At 42.2% G+C, this 18,466-nt stretch carries 12 protein-coding genes and 2 pseudogenes; 5 read left to right on the forward strand and 9 right to left on the reverse strand.

The features are described 5' to 3' along the window. Positions 1 to 176: 176 nt before the first annotated feature. Positions 177 to 413 (reverse strand): hypothetical protein, encoded by a 237-nt coding sequence (locus UYI_RS36560; RefSeq protein ID WP_157226304.1) that lies wholly within the window; start codon positions 411 to 413, stop codon positions 177 to 179. A 15-nt stretch (positions 414 to 428) separates the two neighbouring features. On the opposite strand from UYI_RS36560, the gene UYI_RS0106800 reads away from it, so the two are divergent. Further along, on the forward strand, positions 429 to 1,709 hold the full coding sequence (locus UYI_RS0106800) for a S41 family peptidase (RefSeq protein ID WP_016865927.1): 1,281 nt from the start codon (positions 429 to 431) through the stop codon (positions 1,707 to 1,709). A 387-nt stretch (positions 1,710 to 2,096) separates the two neighbouring features. On the opposite strand, the gene UYI_RS0106805 is transcribed toward UYI_RS0106800, so the two are convergent. The 5 genes from UYI_RS0106805 to UYI_RS0106825 all read right to left on the reverse strand — a co-directional run bounded on the left by UYI_RS0106805 (position 2,097) and on the right by UYI_RS0106825 (position 9,043). Then, complete coding sequence (locus UYI_RS0106805; protein WP_016865928.1) at positions 2,097 to 3,263, reverse strand: cysteine desulfurase family protein; 1,167 nt, start codon at positions 3,261 to 3,263, stop codon at positions 2,097 to 2,099. 2 nt (positions 3,264 to 3,265) lie between these two features. Further along, on the reverse strand, positions 3,266 to 3,895 hold the full coding sequence (locus tag UYI_RS0106810) for a hypothetical protein (RefSeq protein ID WP_016865929.1): 630 nt from the start codon (positions 3,893 to 3,895) through the stop codon (positions 3,266 to 3,268). Positions 3,896 to 3,920: 25 nt separating this feature from the next. Continuing rightward, positions 3,921 to 5,489, reverse strand: coding sequence for a serine/threonine protein kinase (locus UYI_RS35655; RefSeq protein WP_016865930.1), 1,569 nt, complete (start codon positions 5,487 to 5,489; stop codon positions 3,921 to 3,923). A gap of 191 nt (positions 5,490 to 5,680) precedes the next feature. Further along, positions 5,681 to 7,384 (reverse strand): alpha/beta hydrolase, encoded by a 1,704-nt coding sequence (locus UYI_RS0106820; protein ID WP_016865931.1) that lies wholly within the window; start codon positions 7,382 to 7,384, stop codon positions 5,681 to 5,683. A 264-nt stretch (positions 7,385 to 7,648) separates the two neighbouring features. After that, positions 7,649 to 9,043, reverse strand: a complete 1,395-nt coding sequence (locus tag UYI_RS0106825; RefSeq protein WP_026085789.1) for a TldD/PmbA family protein — start codon at positions 9,041 to 9,043, stop codon at positions 7,649 to 7,651. Positions 9,044 to 9,324: 281 nt separating this feature from the next. Between UYI_RS0106825 and UYI_RS0106830 the strand changes: the two genes are divergently transcribed. Together UYI_RS0106830 and UYI_RS0106835 are read left to right on the forward strand one after the other, a co-directional pair. Beyond that, positions 9,325 to 10,959 (forward strand): DUF2079 domain-containing protein, encoded by a 1,635-nt coding sequence (locus tag UYI_RS0106830; RefSeq protein WP_016865933.1) that lies wholly within the window; start codon positions 9,325 to 9,327, stop codon positions 10,957 to 10,959. A 234-nt stretch (positions 10,960 to 11,193) separates the two neighbouring features. After that, entirely contained in the window at positions 11,194 to 12,381 is a 1,188-nt protein-coding gene (locus UYI_RS0106835) for a glycosyltransferase family 4 protein (RefSeq protein WP_016865934.1), read from the forward strand. A gap of 175 nt (positions 12,382 to 12,556) precedes the next feature. Here UYI_RS0106835 and UYI_RS32080 read toward each other — a convergent pair whose 3' ends face one another. The 3 genes and pseudogenes from UYI_RS32080 to UYI_RS32095 form a co-directional block, all read right to left on the reverse strand. After that, positions 12,557 to 13,366 (reverse strand): sensor histidine kinase, encoded by an 810-nt coding sequence (locus UYI_RS32080; protein WP_016865935.1) that lies wholly within the window; start codon positions 13,364 to 13,366, stop codon positions 12,557 to 12,559. Positions 13,367 to 13,374: 8 nt separating this feature from the next. Then, positions 13,375 to 16,596, reverse strand: coding sequence for a histidine kinase dimerization/phospho-acceptor domain-containing protein (locus tag UYI_RS34565; protein WP_016865936.1), 3,222 nt, complete (start codon positions 16,594 to 16,596; stop codon positions 13,375 to 13,377). Between the two features lie 121 nt (positions 16,597 to 16,717). Beyond that, a pseudogene (locus tag UYI_RS32095) lies at positions 16,718 to 17,305 on the reverse strand (serine/threonine protein kinase); the annotation flags it as partial. A gap of 279 nt (positions 17,306 to 17,584) precedes the next feature. On the opposite strand from UYI_RS32095, the pseudogene UYI_RS34570 reads away from it, so the two are divergent. Both UYI_RS34570 and UYI_RS39560 read left to right on the forward strand, forming a co-directional pair. Continuing rightward, positions 17,585 to 18,178: pseudogene (locus UYI_RS34570) on the forward strand (RloB family protein). Positions 18,179 to 18,236: 58 nt separating this feature from the next. After that, on the forward strand, positions 18,237 to 18,365 hold the full coding sequence (locus UYI_RS39560; protein ID WP_016865939.1) for a hypothetical protein: 129 nt from the start codon (positions 18,237 to 18,239) through the stop codon (positions 18,363 to 18,365). The last annotated feature ends 101 nt before the right edge of the window (positions 18,366 to 18,466 follow it).

Raw genomic sequence — 18,466 nt, forward strand, 5'->3', positions numbered from 1 at the left:
AGGCTCAGTTGGCAGAAGGAAACCCTATCAATAAATTGAGGGGTTTTAAACAAGGACACCTTTTTTCTTCACTTTGGGAGTCTTTAAAAAAATCCTTTTACCCTTTTCATAATTAAATAATGGTGCCTTTAAACCCTGTGACAGAGGAACCAGCACGGTAGACTCTTTCCCCGGCATTAAACACCTGGCATGGCAAAAAAATATTTTCTTCCTCCTGCCCTCTGCCTCCTGCCTCCTGCCTCCTGCCTCCTGCCCTCTGCCTCCTGCCTCCTGCCTCCTGCCTCCTGCCTCCTGCCTCCTGCCTCCTGCCTCCTGCCTCCTGCCTCCTGCCCTCTGCCTCCTGCCCTCTGCCTAATTCTAAATTTAATTAACAAGCCTGCGTCTGGTGGACATTCACCCAATCTGAGACGCAAAAGGAAAACCGCATTATGAAAAGACCTAAGCTGTCTGGGTTACTTAAATTTGTTGCAGTAATGCTGATGAGTTTTTCAGTATTACTCCTGTTTTGGATCGCCTCGCCATTACCGAAGATACTCGCTAAACCAGAAACTAAAATCTTTGAACAAGTTTGGCAAACAGTCAACGATAACTTTTACGATCCAAAGTTTAATGGTGTCGACTGGAAAGCGATGCGGGAAAAGTATAAAGCCCAAGCTGCACAAACCAAATCTAGCCAAGAATTTGCAGCTACGATTAATCAAATGCTTAGTGAATTGCGAACTTCTCACACCCGCTACTACACCAAAGAAGAGCCTGCTTACTATCAGATTTTAGGCATTTTTGTACCCAGAAGCGGTGAATTACAAAAACAGCTACCCAAATTCCTGCCTAAAGGCAAAATAGAATACACTGGCATTGGTGCATTTACGAAAGACATCAACGGCAAAACTTTTGTCAGCAATATTCTTGATAAAAGTCCAGCCGCCGCAGCCGGGTTAAAAATTGGCGATCAAATTCTCAGTGTCGATGGTCGCTCCTACCAACCTATACAATCCTTTGTAGGAAAAGCAGGAGAAGAAGTTAAATTATTAATTCAGCGTTCAGCCACACCCAGCAGTCGAACAGAAATTGCGATCGCACCCAAAAACTTTGATGCCAAGACCATGTTTATCGATGCTCAGCAAGCCAGCATCCAGACTATACAACGGGAAGGTAAAAAAGTCGGTTATATTCATATTTGGTCACACGCAGCCAACGAAGACCAACAGCAGCTGCAATCAGAAATAATTTATGGTCGCCTCAAAGATGCAGATGGATTAGTTTTAGACTTTAGAGACGGCTGGGGTGGGGGAGATGTTAATTCTCTTAACCTCTTCACCGCTGAAGCAGGGCCAACTGTTACCAGTGTTTCCCGCAATGGCAAAAAATATACTTATATATCCCAATGGAAAAAGCCAGTAGCGATGGTAATCAACGAAGGAAGCAGAAGCAGCAAAGAAATTTATGCCTACGGCTTTGAGCAACACAAAATCGGCCCTGTAATTGGCACTAAGACTGCGGGAGCAGTAGTTGCTGGTCGTCCTTTTTTTATGGAAGATGGTAGCTTAGTTTACGTTGCAGTTGCAGATGTATTTATAAACGGCAATCAAAGACTAGAAGGTAAAGGAGTCGCACCAGATATCAACGTTCCCTTGCCATTAGAATACGCTCAAGGTGCAGACCCGCAAAAAGAACGAGCAATAGAAGTTGTGCGAGCAGCAATTAAGTAGAGTAGCTAGGTTCATGGATAAAAAAATCTTACTCCTGCGTAAGGGTTACTATTACCACACTTAGAAAAACCTCTACGATAACTGATTGAAAGACTCGTACAAATTTAATATTAATTTTGGAATTTTGCATTGCTTCTCCTCTGCTGTACCTGAAGTTATTATTTATACATTATACATTAGCTAATAATAGTAAAGACTCATCAGTGGTGGAGTATTATAGAAGATAGGTGGTGTAGCAGCTTTTGTCGGCTCTCACGCAGCCCTAGCTTTGGTTACACTTGGCTTCGCTTTTGGTGGAGCTGGTTTGTTAAATAATTTGTATGAAGACTATTCAATTCATGAAGACGGTGGGAATTATTTAGTTTTAAAGCGTAAAGCATCCTGAAATTAAACTATTAATTTTTGCTTGCGTAAACTTTGAATTGTAGAAATAACATGTTGTCCCACCCGTTCAATCTCCTCTGCTGTATTAAACCGACCAATACCAAATCGCACCGACGCATAAGCCAACTGTTCTGAATGTCCCAAGGCTGTCAGAACATGAGAAGGTGCAGTCGTTGTCGAAGAACAAGCCGAACCAGAAGATACCGCCATGATTGGTTGTAAGCCTAACATCAATGCGGCTCCATCCACTCCCTCAACACTAATATTCAAATTTCCTGCCAGTCGTTGAGTAGGATGACCATTAAGATAAATTCCCTCTAACACAGAAAGCTGCTCCCATAATCTCTGTCGGAGTTGGGTGAGGTGTTGGTTTTCTGTAGCTTGTACTTGCACAGCTACTTCCACCGCCTTACCAAAACCGACTATTTGCGGTGTATACAAAGTACCAGAACGCATCCCGCGCTCATGTCCACCGCCATGCTGCTGGGGAGCTAATTGCACTCTGGGGTTGCGACGCCGAACATACAGCGCACCGATTCCCTTGGGACCGTAGACTTTGTGTGCTGTAAGTGACATCAAATCAATTTGCATTGCCTGCACATCTAAAGGAATCTTACCAATAGCTTGAGCAGCATCACTATGAAAAATTACACCACGCCCACGGCACATTTCACCTATTTCCGCTAATGGCTGCAACACACCAATCTCATTGTTAGCTGCCATCACCGAAACTAAAATTGTGTCAGAACGAAAGGCTTTTTCTAATTGATTTAAATCTATCAGTCCGTCTTTTTGAACAGGCAGAATTGTAATTTCAAAACCGAGAGTTTGCAGATATTTACAAGGATCAAGTACGGCACTATGTTCAGTCGCAACAGTAATAATATGCTGCCCTTTTTGAAAATAAGCTTCTGCAACTCCCTTGATAGCTAAATTATTCGCTTCTGTTGCACCACTAGTAAAAATAATTTCTTCTGGTGTGGCGTTGATCGCTGTCGCTAAAATTTCTCGTGATTTTTTAACAGCTGCTTCCGTTTCCCAACCGTAAACATGATTGATACTGGAAGGGTTGCCAAAGTGTTCGGTGAAGTAGGGTAGCATCGCTGTTAGTACCCGTTCATCTACAGGTGTGGTGGCGTGGTTATCGAGGTAGATAGGACGATTAGACATAGTTATTTAATTAAAATTTGACTTAGCTTTTTTAATATACTCAGAACTTTATATAATTCATTTTTGCGCTTTAAAAGTGTAAATTCATCAGACAAAGCATATATAGGTGAATCTTGTTTAGTCAATTTCAAGAAAATAAAATCACTGCCATTCAACACTAATCCAAAAGCTGGTCGCTTAGGGTTAGGATTACTCAGCATATAAGCTAATGCTTGTGGTATGGCTGTCAAAAGAGAAAATCCTGCACTTTGAGACTCAATTATAAGTAGCCAAAACTGTTGTTTGATGACTAAGACATCAATGCGTTCCCGTGCAATTTCTCCTGCATCTTCTAAGGTAATTTCTATAGATTGTTCGGTTTGGATGTCAAACGGAGGACGATAAAATCCAGCTAAATCTAGCAAGGGAGCTAGCACCACCATTTTGACCATTTCTTCAGAGATAGGGCGACCCTCAACCAGGCTCAGATAATTAGTTTTAACTCTATCTAGAGTTTGCTTTTCTTGCGCGGTTATTACTGGTAAATTCTCAAACCACTCAGTAAAGAATTGATCACTATCGGCTAGCTGTAAACCAAATTTTTCTTTTAGGTATGTAATGTTAACAGTTTGTGCTTGAATAACTTGAACCATCAGTTATGAAATTAAAAAAGTACTATTAATTATTGTAGAATAATAGCTTTACGCCAATGAGTAAATAAAGAAGCCAAACTAATACAGTTGCTGTCAATGCTCCATACAAAGTACCGCAAAAAGCTCCGTAAATAAATGCGATTGTCAAATTAGACGAAAAGGGGGTAACTGAGTATGTAATTCCGACTAAAGCCCCACCAAAAATAGCTGACAATACCCACCAACCAGATTTGGAAAAGTGCTTTCGCAAAATAAACCATTGCATTATCCCTGCGATACTATAGCCAATCGTATTGAATGTCATAGCATTAATAGTCGTCACCATACCACCGAGAAAATAACCCACGCCTAAACCAACAGTGGTAGCCAACACCCACCAACCAGCTTTGGAAAAATGCGATCGCAAAATCAGCCATTGAATTGTCCCTGTAACAATTCCGCTTACTGCTGCACTCACACCATAGCCTAAAGGCGTAGGCGTAGGAATAGCCAACCAAATATAAAAAGAATTATTTACACCCTCACCAACAATACATGTTAATAACCACTTTAGCCAAAAGCCCCATCCAAAAGATTTGTTTTGAACAGGCGCTGTCGCTGGTGTTGTTGATTGAGGTGTGTATACTGGCTGTATCGGTGGAACTGATGGACTAGCAGACACTGGAACAGTAGAACGAGGCTGACGCGGATGCAAAATTTGGTCAATCTCACCTAACCTTCGTAAAATCAACTGTGTATTTCCTGGACGCTGATCAGGCGAATGTGCCATCATTTGGTCAATCAAATCTGCAAACTGCGGCAGGATGTTATTAGCATAATCACGCCAGCGCATCTGGGCTGTATAAGCATCATAAATTGCTGAGTTATTTGGTTCTTTTCCTGTCAACAAAAATACAAATGTGCGACCTAAAGCAAAAAAATCAGACTGGGGTACAGCCTGTCCGCTAAATTGTTCTGGTGGGGTGTAACCTGCGGAAATAATACCTGTAACATTACCTTGAGCCTGGGCAAACCAGTAGGTTTGTGTGACTGCTCGTGCTGTGCCAAAATCAATCAATGCCAGTTCGCCATTAGCCCTAAGCATGATGTTAGATGGCTTAATATCTCGATGAAAAAAGTTTTGATTGTGGACTTGTTGCAATATGGTGACAATTTCAGTCAACCATTGCACTGCTGATTTTTGATCTATGGGGCGAAAGTCTCGCTGTTTCATGTATTCATACAAGTCCATTCCTTCTATTTTTTCCATTACCAAACAGTGCAGCGACTGTTGGCTATCTCTAGGAAAATATACAAAATAGCTATCTGGTTCGACTTCGGGAATGCCAGGATGATTTAATTGAGCGAGAACTTCTGCTTCTTGTTGAAATAACTCTATCGCCTTGGGTTCCGATTGAGTCAGTACTTTCAGGACTTTGGGAGCGTTGCTGCGTATATCTTTTACCTCAAATGTCACTCCAAAACCACCACCGCCCAACCTATTTACTACCCGAAAGCGACGTTGTAGTAGTAATTCGGAACCGCACGCTTGACAAAACAAAATGTTGTCTGGATTTTGAGAGTTTGGGCAGTGAGGGTTAATACACAGGCTCATCGGATTACTGACTAACAGATTTGTCTCTTAGTTTACCGTTAGTCATGTGTTGATCAAAACACTGTTCTTTATGAGTGCTTCAGCACTCACTACAAGCCTCAATATAACAATAATCACCCAACCACTCATGGAAAATCCATCTGTGTCATCTGTGTTTATCGGTGTTCATCGGTGGTCGATTTCTAAAAAAACTATTTTTTACCAAACGCAATTTGTAATTGGGAAGTATTATCGGTATTCAAATTAAGCGATCGCACTAATGATAGTGGCAATGGTTGTTGACTAATTCTGTTAATGTAATCTGCATTTAAATAAGTCAGGTAACTTGGTTGATTAGCCACATAGCTTTGGAAAAAGGGCAGGCTTAAAAACTTAACATAGCGTTGTGCTAAAGCTGGATTTGGGCCGATCACTTGTTCTGGAACAGGGATGACGGAGTTTGGTGATTCTGCGATTGTCGAAAAGTGCGTACCGCCACTGATTAATGCTAAATACTTGTTAGCAGTTGTTAACCAAGTAAAAGGTTGAATTTGTTCTGGCAAAGCCGGAGCAGCTGTATCATTACTGCTGCTGACAATCATTACCGGAATTTTGATTTGACTGAGACTGTCTTTGCCGAGAACAATGCTATTAATTGGGTTAATAGCGATCGCTGCTTTGATGCGTGGATCAGACAGGTCATAATCCTCAGATAAGGATAATTCCGCAGTCAAACACTGAAGCAAAAGCGAGACATTGAGGGTATCTCGTGAGGGTGGACAGCTTTGTTGGATTTGGGAAAAGTTAATTGGTGCGCCTGCTAATGCTAAAGCTGTGTAACCTCCAAAGGATTGACCAATCACGCCTACCTGTTCCAAATTTAACCGCCCTTGGAAGGCTGGTTCGGACTGTGATCGGCGAGCAAGTTCATCTAAAAGGTATCTTACATCCAAAGGTCGATCAATAAACTCCCTGGGACTTGTAATATTAGCTGCTCTACCCGATAGTAATGCTTGTAACTGCTGAGCGTTGCTACCAGGATGTTCAGGAACCGCCACAACAAAGCCATAGGAAGCCAAATATTCAGCTAAGTAAACAAAACTAGTTCGATCAGAACCAAGTCCGTGGGAGATGACAATAACTGGTCTAGGCTGAGAAACTTGTGGTAGGTAAATGTCCGCCGGATATGTACGACTCCGAGACCTGTCATTGAGGTTAATACTTTGCTTTTGCCATTGATAAAACCCTGGTTGCAATAAGTTTATAGTGTTACTAATACTTTCTCCCAAAGTAGTGGTTGCTTCTTGGTTAGCTTCTTTTTGAATTAAGGCGATCGCTTGTTGAGTCTGGTTGAGAAAACTCTGGGCTAAGTTGGCTAGTTGTAGGGCGCGGGCTAAATTAATCGAAACCTCACTGGAGGGAAACTTGCGTAGTACATTTAATAAAGTCAAGCCTTCCGGTTCAGCCGCAGCTAAAATTAATGCTGCACGAATTCCGTATAAACCAGTAGCTTGAGTTTCACCCTCAATCACTGTTGCCAAATTCTCTAGTAATCTCTCCCCGATTGGTGTGTAGAGAAACTGGGAAACTTGTACCACATTCAAGGGAATAGGAGTGAGTAACACCTGTTTGATTTGCTCTAGTCGCTCTTTGGGTGCATATTGAAAATAAGCAGCCAATTCATCATCGATTTTGCCTGTTCTGGCATAATCTTCTAGAGATTGAACTGATACAGAACGCTCCAACAGACCGTAGGATAGGGTTAACCGTTCTGCACCCAAAACAGGACGGGGAATGATCGTAGGTATGATACAGGTGGTGATCACAAATGCACAAGAGAACCACCCAATACGATTTTGGATTTTAGATTTTCGATTTTGGATTAGGAATGCTCGTATGCCTCTGGGTTGTGTCATTTGTCATTTGTCATTTGTTATTTGTCATTGGTCATTTGTCATTGGTCATTTGTCATTGGTCATTGGTCATTGGTCATTGGTCATTGGTCATTGGGCACAAGTATTTATTCTCCCCACACTCCCCACTGCCCCATCTCCCCACACTCCTCACACTCCCCACCTCCCCACACTCCCCACTCCCTTGGGGGAGTGGGGGCCGGTGAGTTCCCCATTGCCCCCCAACCCCACAAAGTGGGGACCCCTAGCCCCCCATCTCCCCATCACTCACGCCTCTCCCCCAACAACCACATCGCGTATCCGCAGACTTGGCCCGCCACAACCTACAGCTAAACCATTTTGTGCGCCTTTACCACAACCACCAGACTCGTCCCAGTAAAAGTCGTCACCAATCGCTTCTATATCTGCCAGGGTTTGAAACACGTTTCCTGAGAGAGTTACATCTTTAACTGGTTCGGCTATTTTCCCATTTCTAATCATCCAAGCTTCCCCAGCACTAAAGGTGAACATTTCCCCATTGGTCATTCCACCCAACCAGTTACGCGCATAAACTCCTTCTTTAATACCACTGAATAAATCAGCTACAGGTGTTTTACCTCTTTCTATCCATGTGTTGGTCATGCGGACAATCGGGGCATAGTGATAATTAAGACATCTAGCGTTGCCTGTCGCCGCTTCCCCTAACTTACCTGCGGTTTCGCGAGAATGCAATCTTCCTACCAAAATTCCATCTTGAATCAATTGCGTAGTTGTTGCAGGTGTGCCTTCATCATCGTAAAAATAACTACCACGATGTCCACTTGGGGCTGCACCATCAAAAATTTGCAATTCTTCCGGGCCAAACCGGCGTCCAAAGGTCATTACCTCTAACAAATCTGGGTTTTCGTAAGCCATATCTGCTTCCGAAAGATGTCCAAAGGCTTCGTGAACAAATAAACCAGTGAGAATCGGATCAATAACTACGGTATAGATATTACCTTTGACTGATGGCAAAGTTAAAGCTGCTACTGCCCTTTCGGCGGCGCTTTTGACTTGTGTGTCTAAGTTGATTAAATCTTCAAAAGCCTGTCGAGAACCGGTGGTTTCTCTACCAGTTTGCACAGTATCACCATCTCTAGCAGTGGCAGCAAAGCGCATTTCCATATCTACCCAAGACTGTTCGATGAAAGTGCCTTCACTGGTAGCAACAATTACTTTTTGACTGGTGTCACTGTAGCGTACAGATGTGGTGCTGATGCGATGGTCTACACTTTTGAGAAGATCACAATAGCGATCGCACAATTCTTTTTTACGAGTCAAGGAAATATGCCGGGGATCAGTACCTGTCAAGGGCAATTGACAAACTGCTTGTACTGGTTCAATCGGAGCAAGTATAGTTTCTTCATCACCAACCATCCTCGCAGCAGCAATTGCTTCTTCGATGCGTTCAGCAATTGTTGTCAAGCGGTTAAAACTGCTGAACCCCCATCCACCCCTATAAGCAGCACGAATATGTCCACCGATCGAAATAGCCTCGCTGAGAGTTTCTACTTTATCGCCACGCAACAATATATCTGTACCTTCAGCTTCTTCTAGGCGAATCATTAAATAATCCACCCTAGATGAATAGCGCTTCAGTAAGTCAACAAGCAAATTTTGCACATCCACAAGCAAGGTAGGCATTTGGCAGATAGGAACAATGAGGACTTGTCTATATTCTCTATTAAAGGCTGAAACTTCAAGGATAAAGCGTGAAACTTCAAGGATAAAGCGTGAAACTTCAGGAATGAAACGTGAAACTTCAGGAATGAAACGTGAAACTTCTAGGATGAAACGTGAAACTTCTAGGATGAAACGTGAAGTGTAAAGTGTAAAGGGTGTTTTTTGATCCTTTATCTTGTATTCTTTTTTAATGCGATCGCCATAGAGTGTACGGGAAGCCTTTATCGTTGATGTTGTCAAAAATGCAAGAAAAGCTGCCAAAAATATTTAAGTTAAAGGCAGGTAATGCCAGCAAGACTGTCTTACTGTTAGCAGGAATCTTTTTTTTCCTGTGTTTGTTATTTACCCTGCACCGCTACTATACTTTTTACGCTTCCTTTGACCAGGGCATTTTTAACCAAGTTTTTTGGAATAATCTGCATGGTCGCTTTTTTCAAAGTTCTCTTTCTTCTAGTCTTTCAACTAATGTAGTTCACGCTGGCGAAGTTCCCACAGTATATTACCATCGACTCGGACAACACTTTACGCCGGCGTTATTGCTGTGGCTACCTATCTATGCCTTATTTCCCTCTCCCGCCACTTTAACTGTTTTGCAAGTTACACTAATCACGGCGGCGGGTTTGGTGTTGTACGTACTGGCTAGGCAATATCTCCAACCACCATTAGCAGTCATGATTACCGCCAGCTTTTACGGTGCGAACGCGGTGATCGGCCCGACTCTAAGTAACTTTCACGACATTTGCCAAATTCCCTTGTTTGTATTTACACTGCTGCTAGCAATGGAAAAACGCTGGTGGTGGTTATTTTGGTTGATGGCAGTTTTGATTTTAGCTGTACGAGAAGATGCAGGTATAGGATTATTTGGGGTAGGAGTTTACATGATTTTGAGTAAACGCTTTCCCCGCGCTGGCGTTGCTGTGTGTATCCTCAGTTTTGGTTACATATTAGTGTTAACTAATCTGATCATGCCGTTGTTTTCTAAAGATATTTCGCAACGGTTTATGTTGGAACGGTTTGGACAATATGCCAATGGTGAGGAAGCTTCCACCCTGGAAATTATTTGGGGGATGATTAGCAATCCTCTGCGTTTATTAGTAGAGTTAATTACGCCACTAGATAGAACTATTAAATACTTATTAGGTCAGTGGTTGCCCTTAGCATTTGTACCTGCTGTAGCCCATGGTTCTTGGATGATAGCTGGTTTTCCCCTATTGAAATTATTACTGGGTAAAGGAGAGTCTGTTTTATCTATTACAATACGTTATGCTTTAACTGTCGTCCCAGGATTATTTTATGGGTCTATTCTCTGGTGGTCGCAGCGTCAACAAAAATTTAAACCTGCATTTCGCCGTTTGTGGATAGGTTGTATTTGTCTATCTCTATTTTTTACCTTTACATCTAATCCCAATCGCACTTTTTACTTTCTCATTCCTGATTCTGTCAAACCATTAGTATATGTGTCATTGCCACAACAATGGCAACATGTAAATCAGATGCGTCCCTTGGTAGCACAAATTCCCCCAGATGCGAGTGTATCTGCAACTACTTACATAGTTCCCCATCTTTCTAGCCGTCGGGAAATCCTGCGTTTACCTGCCTTGCAACTACGTAATGATGCCCAAGAAGTAATCAAAGTAGATTATGCGATCGCTGATCTTTGGCAATTACAGAAATATCAAGCTGCATTTAAAAGCGATCGCAGTTTATTAAAAGATTTAACCCCACTGATTGACCAGCTCACCAATAATCGTGAATATGGAATTATAGGCTTTCAAGATGGCGTTATTTTACTAAAAAAAGCTGCCAGTTCGGACACACAAGCAAAAGCAGCTTGGTTACAATTCCGGCAAGAGTTAGCAAAAGGGGATAGGGGATAGGGGATAGGAAGGAAGGAGGACAAGGGTGATGGGGTGATGGGGTGATGGGGGGCTAGGGGTCCCCACTTTGTGGGGTTGGGGGGCAATGGGGTGATGGGGTGATGGGGTGATGGGGTGATGGGGTGATGGGGAGTAGAGGAATAACAACTAACAACTAACCACCAACAACTAACCACTAACCAATGACAAATGACAAATTTTAGAGAAATGTAAAGGCTTGGGGGATTGCATCAAATGAAAATACTAGTACTGAGTTGGGAATTTCCGCCCCGTATTGTTGGAGGAATTGCGCGCCATGTCTCAGAACTATACCCGGAAATCGTCAATTTAGGGCATGAAGTTCATCTAATCACGCCTGAATTTGGTCATGCGCCCATGTATGAAGTCGTGGACGGGGTGCGTGTGCATCGCATTCCTGTAGCCAGTGGTAACGACTTTTTCCATTGGGTAGTAAACATGAATGAAAGCATGGGCAGTCATGGGGGAAAATTGATCGCGGAGGAAGGCCCCTTTGATATCATCCATGCTCATGATTGGTTAGTCGCAGATGCGGCGATCGCTCTCAAGCATACCTTTAAAGTTCCCCTAATTGCTACGATCCACGCTACTGAATACGGACGCTATAACGGTATTTACACTGATACCCAACGTTATATAAGTGGTAAAGAAGAACTATTAGCCTACAACGCTTGGCGAATTATTGTTTGCACCGACTACATGCGTCGAGAAGTAGAACAAGCTTTACACAGTCCTTGGGATAAAATTGACGTTATCTATAACGGTATTCGTCCAGAAAAAAAACGCCATCACGAAGACTTTCACGCCCAAGACTTTCGTCGCCAATTTGCTGAAGATGGCGAAAAAATCGTTTACTATGTTGGTCGCATGACCTACGAAAAAGGTGTATCTTTGCTTTTAGCAGCTGCTCCCAAAGTACTTCAAGAAATGGGCGGTTACGTTAAGTTTGTAATCATCGGTGGTGGCAACACTGATCATCTCAAAAAACAAGCTTGGGAGATGGGAATTTGGCATAAATGTTATTTTACTGGCTTTATCTCTGATGAGTACTTAGATAAATTTCAAACTATCGCTGACTGTGCTGTTTTTCCCAGCCTTTATGAACCCTTTGGCATCGTTGCCTTAGAGAGCTTTGCTTCTCGTGTGCCCGTGGTAGTATCTGATACGGGTGGTTTTCCAGAAGTAGTGCAACATACAAAAACAGGCATTGTCACCTATACCAATAACCCTGATTCTTTGGCATGGGGAATTTTGGAAGTTCTGAAAAATCCCGGTTATCGCCAATGGCTGATTGATAACGCTTACGAAGATTTGGAACGACGCTTTAGCTGGCCGAAATTAGGTAAGCAAACAGAAGAAGTATATCAGCGAGTGGTGCATGAGCGATCGCTCGTAGTCTGGTAACTCCCACTAGGGAGGTGGGGAGAGAACTTCTCCCTATTACAAGAAATAACGGGAGCGTGAAAGCCCACTCCTTCCAGGGGTGGGATGAAACGCGACACGGCAGCTGATCGCGTTGCTGCTATTGATAGAGTGAAAAGTTCTGCGATCGCCCGATGCCCAGATGGTTGGGGAAGCGCTATGCATCCAACTCATGTTGTTCTTTCAAAGGCAACACAATCACAAATTCAGTTCCTTGGTTAAGCGTGGAATTAACCTTAATCGCCCCACCATGCTTTTCCACAATAATTTGATGGGCGATCGCTAATCCTAATCCAGTACCTTTACCAAGTGCTTTGGTAGTAAATAGACAGTCAAAGATCCGTTGTCTCACCTCGTCCGTCATACCAATGCCATTATCGAAAATCCGAATCGTTACATCCTCAGGGCTGGACATCTCAGTGCAGATGTTGATTGCTAGGGAATCATTGACTCGCTTGCCTTGCTGCCAAATATCTTCTAGAGCGTCAACGGCATTAGCTAAGATATTCATGAAAACTTGATTGAGTTGCCCCGGATAACACTCAACTTTTGGTAAGGGAGCGTATTGTCTAACGACTTTAATTTCAGGGCACTGCCCCAAGCCTTTAAGACGATGACGCAGAATCAATAATGTAGTGTCAAGTCCCTCATGGACATCGAACTTAACCTTTACAGATGTGTCAGCACGAGCAAAGTTTCGCAGCGACACGGAAATATCTTTAATTCGTTCCGTGCTAATCTGCATAGAATTAAGGAGCTTTGGTAAATCATCTAAGAGAAACTCTATATCTGCTTGAGCGATCGCATCCTGAATGATAGGTGGTAGTTGGAAATAATGTTGCTGACATAATTGCAGGATTTGGGTGAGATCAGCAACATACTCTTGAGCAGGACGAATATTGCTAATGATGCAGCTAATGGGATTATTCATTTCATGTGCTACACCTGCTACCAATTGGCCGAGCATTGAGAGCTTTAATTAGCTTGGTTAATCCATTGACTTAATACCTCTCGCAGTTTCTTAATTTGGAAATTTTCTGCAAGTTTAATTACTTTTTGAGCAAAATTAAAATAAATAGGATTGTCAGTTTTTAGGTTATTGACTTCATCCAATACACCATCGATATTACCATCTTTTGCTAAGTCATATAAGTGAGTCAAGATATCGATAGAAGGTAAAGAAATATCCTCAACATCTGACTGAAAATTAGTTTGGTTTCGATTTGCTTCAGTTTCTGATTTTTGTGCATAAATCCATACCAAATTCAAGTGTAAATGCAATATTTCTAGCAAAATTTCAGCTACAACAGGTTTGGATAAGAAGGCATCCGCACCAACATCTAAACTCTGATTTTGATCACTTTCAAACACACTTGCAGAAGAAGCAATTATTGCGACATTTTTTAACTGAGCAGATTGCTTAATTTGTCGAATCAAATCAAAGCCATCCATTACAGGCATTACTAGATCGGTGATAATTAAGTCAGGTTGAGACGCAACAGCCCGATCAATTCCCTCTTGTCCGTTACTAGCTTCTATCAACTCAAATCCAATCGGTTCTAGTAAGTTTAGAATTACCGAACGGTTTTCCCATTTGTCGTCTACTACTAAAATTGTGCGTTTTTTACCCTGATAGCCTGTGATAGTTCCTTGTTGCATCACTCTGGAACTTGCTACCCATTGTTTTGCTTCTGGTAACTCCACTTCAAACCAGAAGATACTACCTTTACCAAGTTGACTTTCAACTTCTAAACTGCTACCCATGAGGTGAACGATTTTTTGACTAATAGCTAATCCCAATCCAGTTCCTTCAGACTGTCGCTTGATATCTCCTACTTGCTCAAAGGGAAGAAAGATTTTCTGCAATTGCGCCGATGTCATCCCCACCCCTGTATCTTCGACTTGAAAACGAATTTTATAATTAGTCATTTGTCCTTTGTCATTTGTCATTTGTATAAAATCTGTTTCTAATAACTCTTGACCAATGACCAATGACGAATGACTTATGACATTGACTTTTAATGTTACTCCCCCTTGGTCTGTAAACTTGATTGCGTTTCCCAAAAGATTAATCAGAACTTGTCGTAGTCTTTTCTCATCAGCATGGATACCAGCAGGGAGTTGAGAGTCTGGCTGATAGTTGAAGGAAATCAGTTTTTGATCGGCTTTTATACGGCAGATTTCGACGACTCCTTCCACAAATGAGGGAAAATGGAAATCGATTGGATGCAACTCCATTTTCCGCGCTTCAATTTTGGATAAATCCAGCACATCGTTAATTAAAGTTAATAGATGAAAGCCGCATTGATGGATGATTTCAATTCCTTTGTATCCTTTGTCTGTTAAGGTTTCTGTTCTTTGTAGGATTTGAGTATAACCCAGAATGCCATTCAGCGGTGTTCGTAATTCGTGGCTCATGTTGGCGAGAAATTCACTTTTGGCCTGATTGGCAACTTCGGCAACATTTTTTGCCTCATTGAGTTCAGCTGTTCGTTCTTCAACTCGTCGTTCTAGTTCATCATTGGCTTGCCGGAGTATCATTTCTGACCTCTGATTTTCACTTGTTACCGCAGAGATAACAAAAGTAGTAATAGCGATGGCACAAATGAATGATTGCAGCAAGATGAGCGATTCATTAGGCGAGGGTTGTTTGGCAAAAGACCCGAAACCATGAACAGTGCCAAAAATCGCGATCACTGACACAATCAGTACAGATAGATTGTCTGCAATGCGAATTACAATCCACTGATCGTCGAGAATTTCGGTGCGAATGTGAATGGTGGGTAAAGGGGATTGTTCTGGATTGTCTCCACTCCACGTCCTACACCCTATCCCTTCTTCTAGGGCATCAATCGCATTCGCTAGGATGTTCATAAATACCTGATTCAATTGACCGGGGTAGCACTCAACCAAGGGAAGTTTGCCGTATTCTTTGACAACTGTAATTTCGGGATGAGAAGCAGAGGCTTTGAGACGATGGCGGAGAATCATGAGTGTCCCGTTGATGCCATCGTGGATGTTGACAGCTTTCATTTGGGCTTCGTCATGCCGAGAGAAGTTTTTCAGAGATTGCACAATCTCGACAATGCGATCAGTGCCAAGTTTCATCGAGTCCAGTAGTTTCGGAAGATCCTGCATGAGAAATTCCAGATCGATGGTATCTAGCTCTGATTGCAGTTCGGCAGGAGTAACAGGTAAAATTTTTTGATAGTCTTGCAGCAATTGCAGCAAGTCTTTGGCATACTCTGCAACATATTTCAAATTGCCGCAAATAAAGTTGACGGGATTGTTGATTTCGTGGGCAACTCCGGCAATGAGTTGTCCCAAACTTGACATTTTCTCGCTTTGGATTAACTGAGTTTGTGCTAGTTGTAAATCCTGGAGGGCTTGCTGAAGTTTCTCTGTCTGGGCTTGGGATTCGGCGGCGGCTTGACAACTTTGCTCGTAAAGTAAAGCCTTTTCAATAGCGATCGCTGTTTGTGTGGCAAAGATGCTAACCAGTTTGAGGTGTTCGGTGGTGTAAGCATCGGTGTTTTGCGTGCCAATGGCGATCACTCCCAGTACCCGTTCCTTAGCCCGCAATGGTACACAAATCAAAGCTCTCACATTTTCCTGTCCCTCTAATCGAGGATCTGCCTGGATATCATTGATTAGTTCTGCCCGGTTAGATTGGACAATTTTGCCGATGATTCCTTTGCTTGGTTCTGGGTAGCCGTGAGTAAAAAACAGTCCAAATTCGGCAATACTTTCAAAAGCCGTTGCATCTGGGTTCAACAGCAGGATCATCCCGGCAGAGGATTCAATCAATTGACTTATTTCTTGAAGCACGAGTTGAGCTATTTGTCGTACATCCAAACTCACCGTGATTTGAGTCGAGATGTCCTCAAACAAATCAATTTCTTGATATCGCTCTAGTAATTCTTTGGCGAGTTCCTTCTTCTCGGCTTCCTGTTTTGCCAAAAATGAGAGCAAAGTTGCGAGTAAAGTTGCCTGTTCTCCTCCCACAACCCAACCGATGACTTTTCCTAATACCTTAACTGGATGCCGATTATCGGAAGTTGGCTTGCCAATGCTGAGCAAGTTTCTGCCGTCTACCTCCTCAATATCAATAGCAATGTTGAGCGTAACGGCTAATTCTTGAACAAGATACAACAACTCTTGTTTGTGAAGAATCTTTTTGAGACTAACTGGGGACATGAACCACCTCCGTCTGTGCTAAAACCTTTGAATTCTCAACTTTAGCTTTGACTGGAATCGTCATAGTAAACTCTGTCCCTTCTTTGGGAACTGAGTCAACGCTGATCATGCCACCATGTCTGCGATAGTCGATACCCCACCTCCTGCGTCCGGTTTGTTCTGGTGAGAGATAAGCAAGAGTTCCTTCCAAAACACTGGGATTTTGGATCTCTTGCGTCTGTGTGGGTAACAACGAAGCAATGCTGAAGTCAATGAGTTTGACTTGCTTTGTCTGGGGATGAATTAGAATTTTGGCGGGTTTGATGTTTTTATGGATGACGCGATTTTGGTAGAGTTCGTGGAGAATATCTGTGAGTTGCACAGCAATATTCAGTACCTCAATTAGGGGAAGTGTTTGATTTTGAGCATACTGTCGCAAAGAAATGCCACCAAAATCTTCCATCATTAAGGCATATCTGTTGCGGTATGGCTCCATGCTGTTGAAGCGAACAATTCCTGGAATCTCTAAAATTTTGGCGATCGCATACTGGTTGCGAAACTGTAACAGATCATTAAAGGTGGGATAGCCTCGTATGAGCAGTTTAATGACTACAGGCTGTTGATCTGCCTCTCGCAGTGCCCGATAAACCACTGTCCTGGAACCATAATAGAGTTGCTCACCTAAACAGTATCCGGGAATTGCAAGTGTTAAATCTACTGCTGCATCCATATTTACTGGCTCCATATGAGATGTCCACTTCTAGGAGTCAGTATGCCCATTTATGTGTAAAATCTAACATGACAATGCTATGATTGCTCTCACAAAAATCTCAATTCCAGTTATAATATCTAGCATGTCAAAACTACTCTACACAGAAGTAATACTGTTTTGTTAGTAATATATTTAGCGTGACAGCGTAGTAGGCGATCGCGCTCCCCACTGGGATTTTTTTAAAATTAATTGAGAAAGAAATACTTTAATTTCCGTGATGATGAAGTCAAAACAGAATTGAGGAAAAGGTTTCTAATAGTCTGCGAAGGAGAAAAGACTGAACCTAACTACTTTAGAAGCTTTCGCACTCCAGGACTAGTTATCGCTGTTCATGGAATAGGTGCAAATCCAAGCCGCTTAGTAGAGAAAGCAAAAGAGCTACACAGCCAAGATGAATATGATCAGACTTGGTGTGTATTTGATCGAGACTCATGATCCAAACAAGACTTTAATAATGCAATACAAAATGCTAGGTTTCAAGGCTTTGAAGTTGCTTACTCTAATGAAGCTTTTGAACTATGGTATATACTGCATTTTGAATACCTAAACACTGGTCTTCCCCGTGAAGAATATAAAAAGAAGTTAAGTAAACTGCTTGGTCAGGAATATAAAAAGAATAGTGAAACTATTTATGACCAAATCAAAAACCATCAGTCTAAAGCTATTAAAAATGCTGAGAGACTTTTGAATGAGTACAAACCTCCTAATCCTGCTGACGATAATCCTTCAACTACCGTGCATAAGCTAGTTCAGGAACTTAATCAAGCTATTTCCAATGAAATATGTTTGAATGAAACTGATCAAGTAAATCCAATTACGAACGAACAATGAGCTATCAAACAAACGCAATCTATGAGGAAGCCTCAGATGGGGTGATAAAGGAACGGGCGTGACTTATGAAGGAATTTTAGACAATAATCCAACAACACTAGACATGGTGAAAGTACAAATCATCATTTTTGATGGGTTTGATGAACTGGATGCGATCGCTCACGCGGCTTCTCGTAGAGTAGGGTAGAAAGAATTTTTTAATGCAGAGAAAAAATTATCCCACTTCTGTGCAATGCCAAAATCTTCCTTACCCTTTACTCATCTTTAGATTATGAAAGAATATTGACG

This window comes from Fischerella muscicola PCC 7414 (genome assembly GCF_000317205.1).
Lineage (GTDB): Bacteria > Cyanobacteriota > Cyanobacteriia > Cyanobacteriales > Nostocaceae > Fischerella > Fischerella muscicola.

Coding starts and splice junctions, on each gene's coding strand:
- UYI_RS0106800 (WP_016865927.1), top strand. CDS start 429: ATGAAAAGACCTAAGCTGTCTGGGTTACTTAAATTTGTTGCAGTAATG.
- UYI_RS0106805 (WP_016865928.1), bottom strand. CDS start 3,263: ATGTCTAATCGTCCTATCTACCTCGATAACCACGCCACCACACCTGTA.
- UYI_RS0106810 (WP_016865929.1), bottom strand. CDS start 3,895: ATGGTTCAAGTTATTCAAGCACAAACTGTTAACATTACATACCTAAAA.
- UYI_RS35655 (WP_016865930.1), bottom strand. CDS start 5,489: ATGAGCCTGTGTATTAACCCTCACTGCCCAAACTCTCAAAATCCAGAC.
- UYI_RS0106820 (WP_016865931.1), bottom strand. CDS start 7,384: ATGACACAACCCAGAGGCATACGAGCATTCCTAATCCAAAATCGAAAA.
- UYI_RS0106825 (WP_026085789.1), bottom strand. CDS start 9,043: ATGCCTACCTTGCTTGTGGATGTGCAAAATTTGCTTGTTGACTTACTG.
- UYI_RS0106830 (WP_016865933.1), top strand. CDS start 9,325: ATGCAAGAAAAGCTGCCAAAAATATTTAAGTTAAAGGCAGGTAATGCC.
- UYI_RS0106835 (WP_016865934.1), top strand. CDS start 11,194: ATGAAAATACTAGTACTGAGTTGGGAATTTCCGCCCCGTATTGTTGGA.
- UYI_RS32080 (WP_016865935.1), bottom strand. CDS start 13,366: ATGCTCGGCCAATTGGTAGCAGGTGTAGCACATGAAATGAATAATCCC.
- UYI_RS34565 (WP_016865936.1), bottom strand. CDS start 16,596: ATGTCCCCAGTTAGTCTCAAAAAGATTCTTCACAAACAAGAGTTGTTG.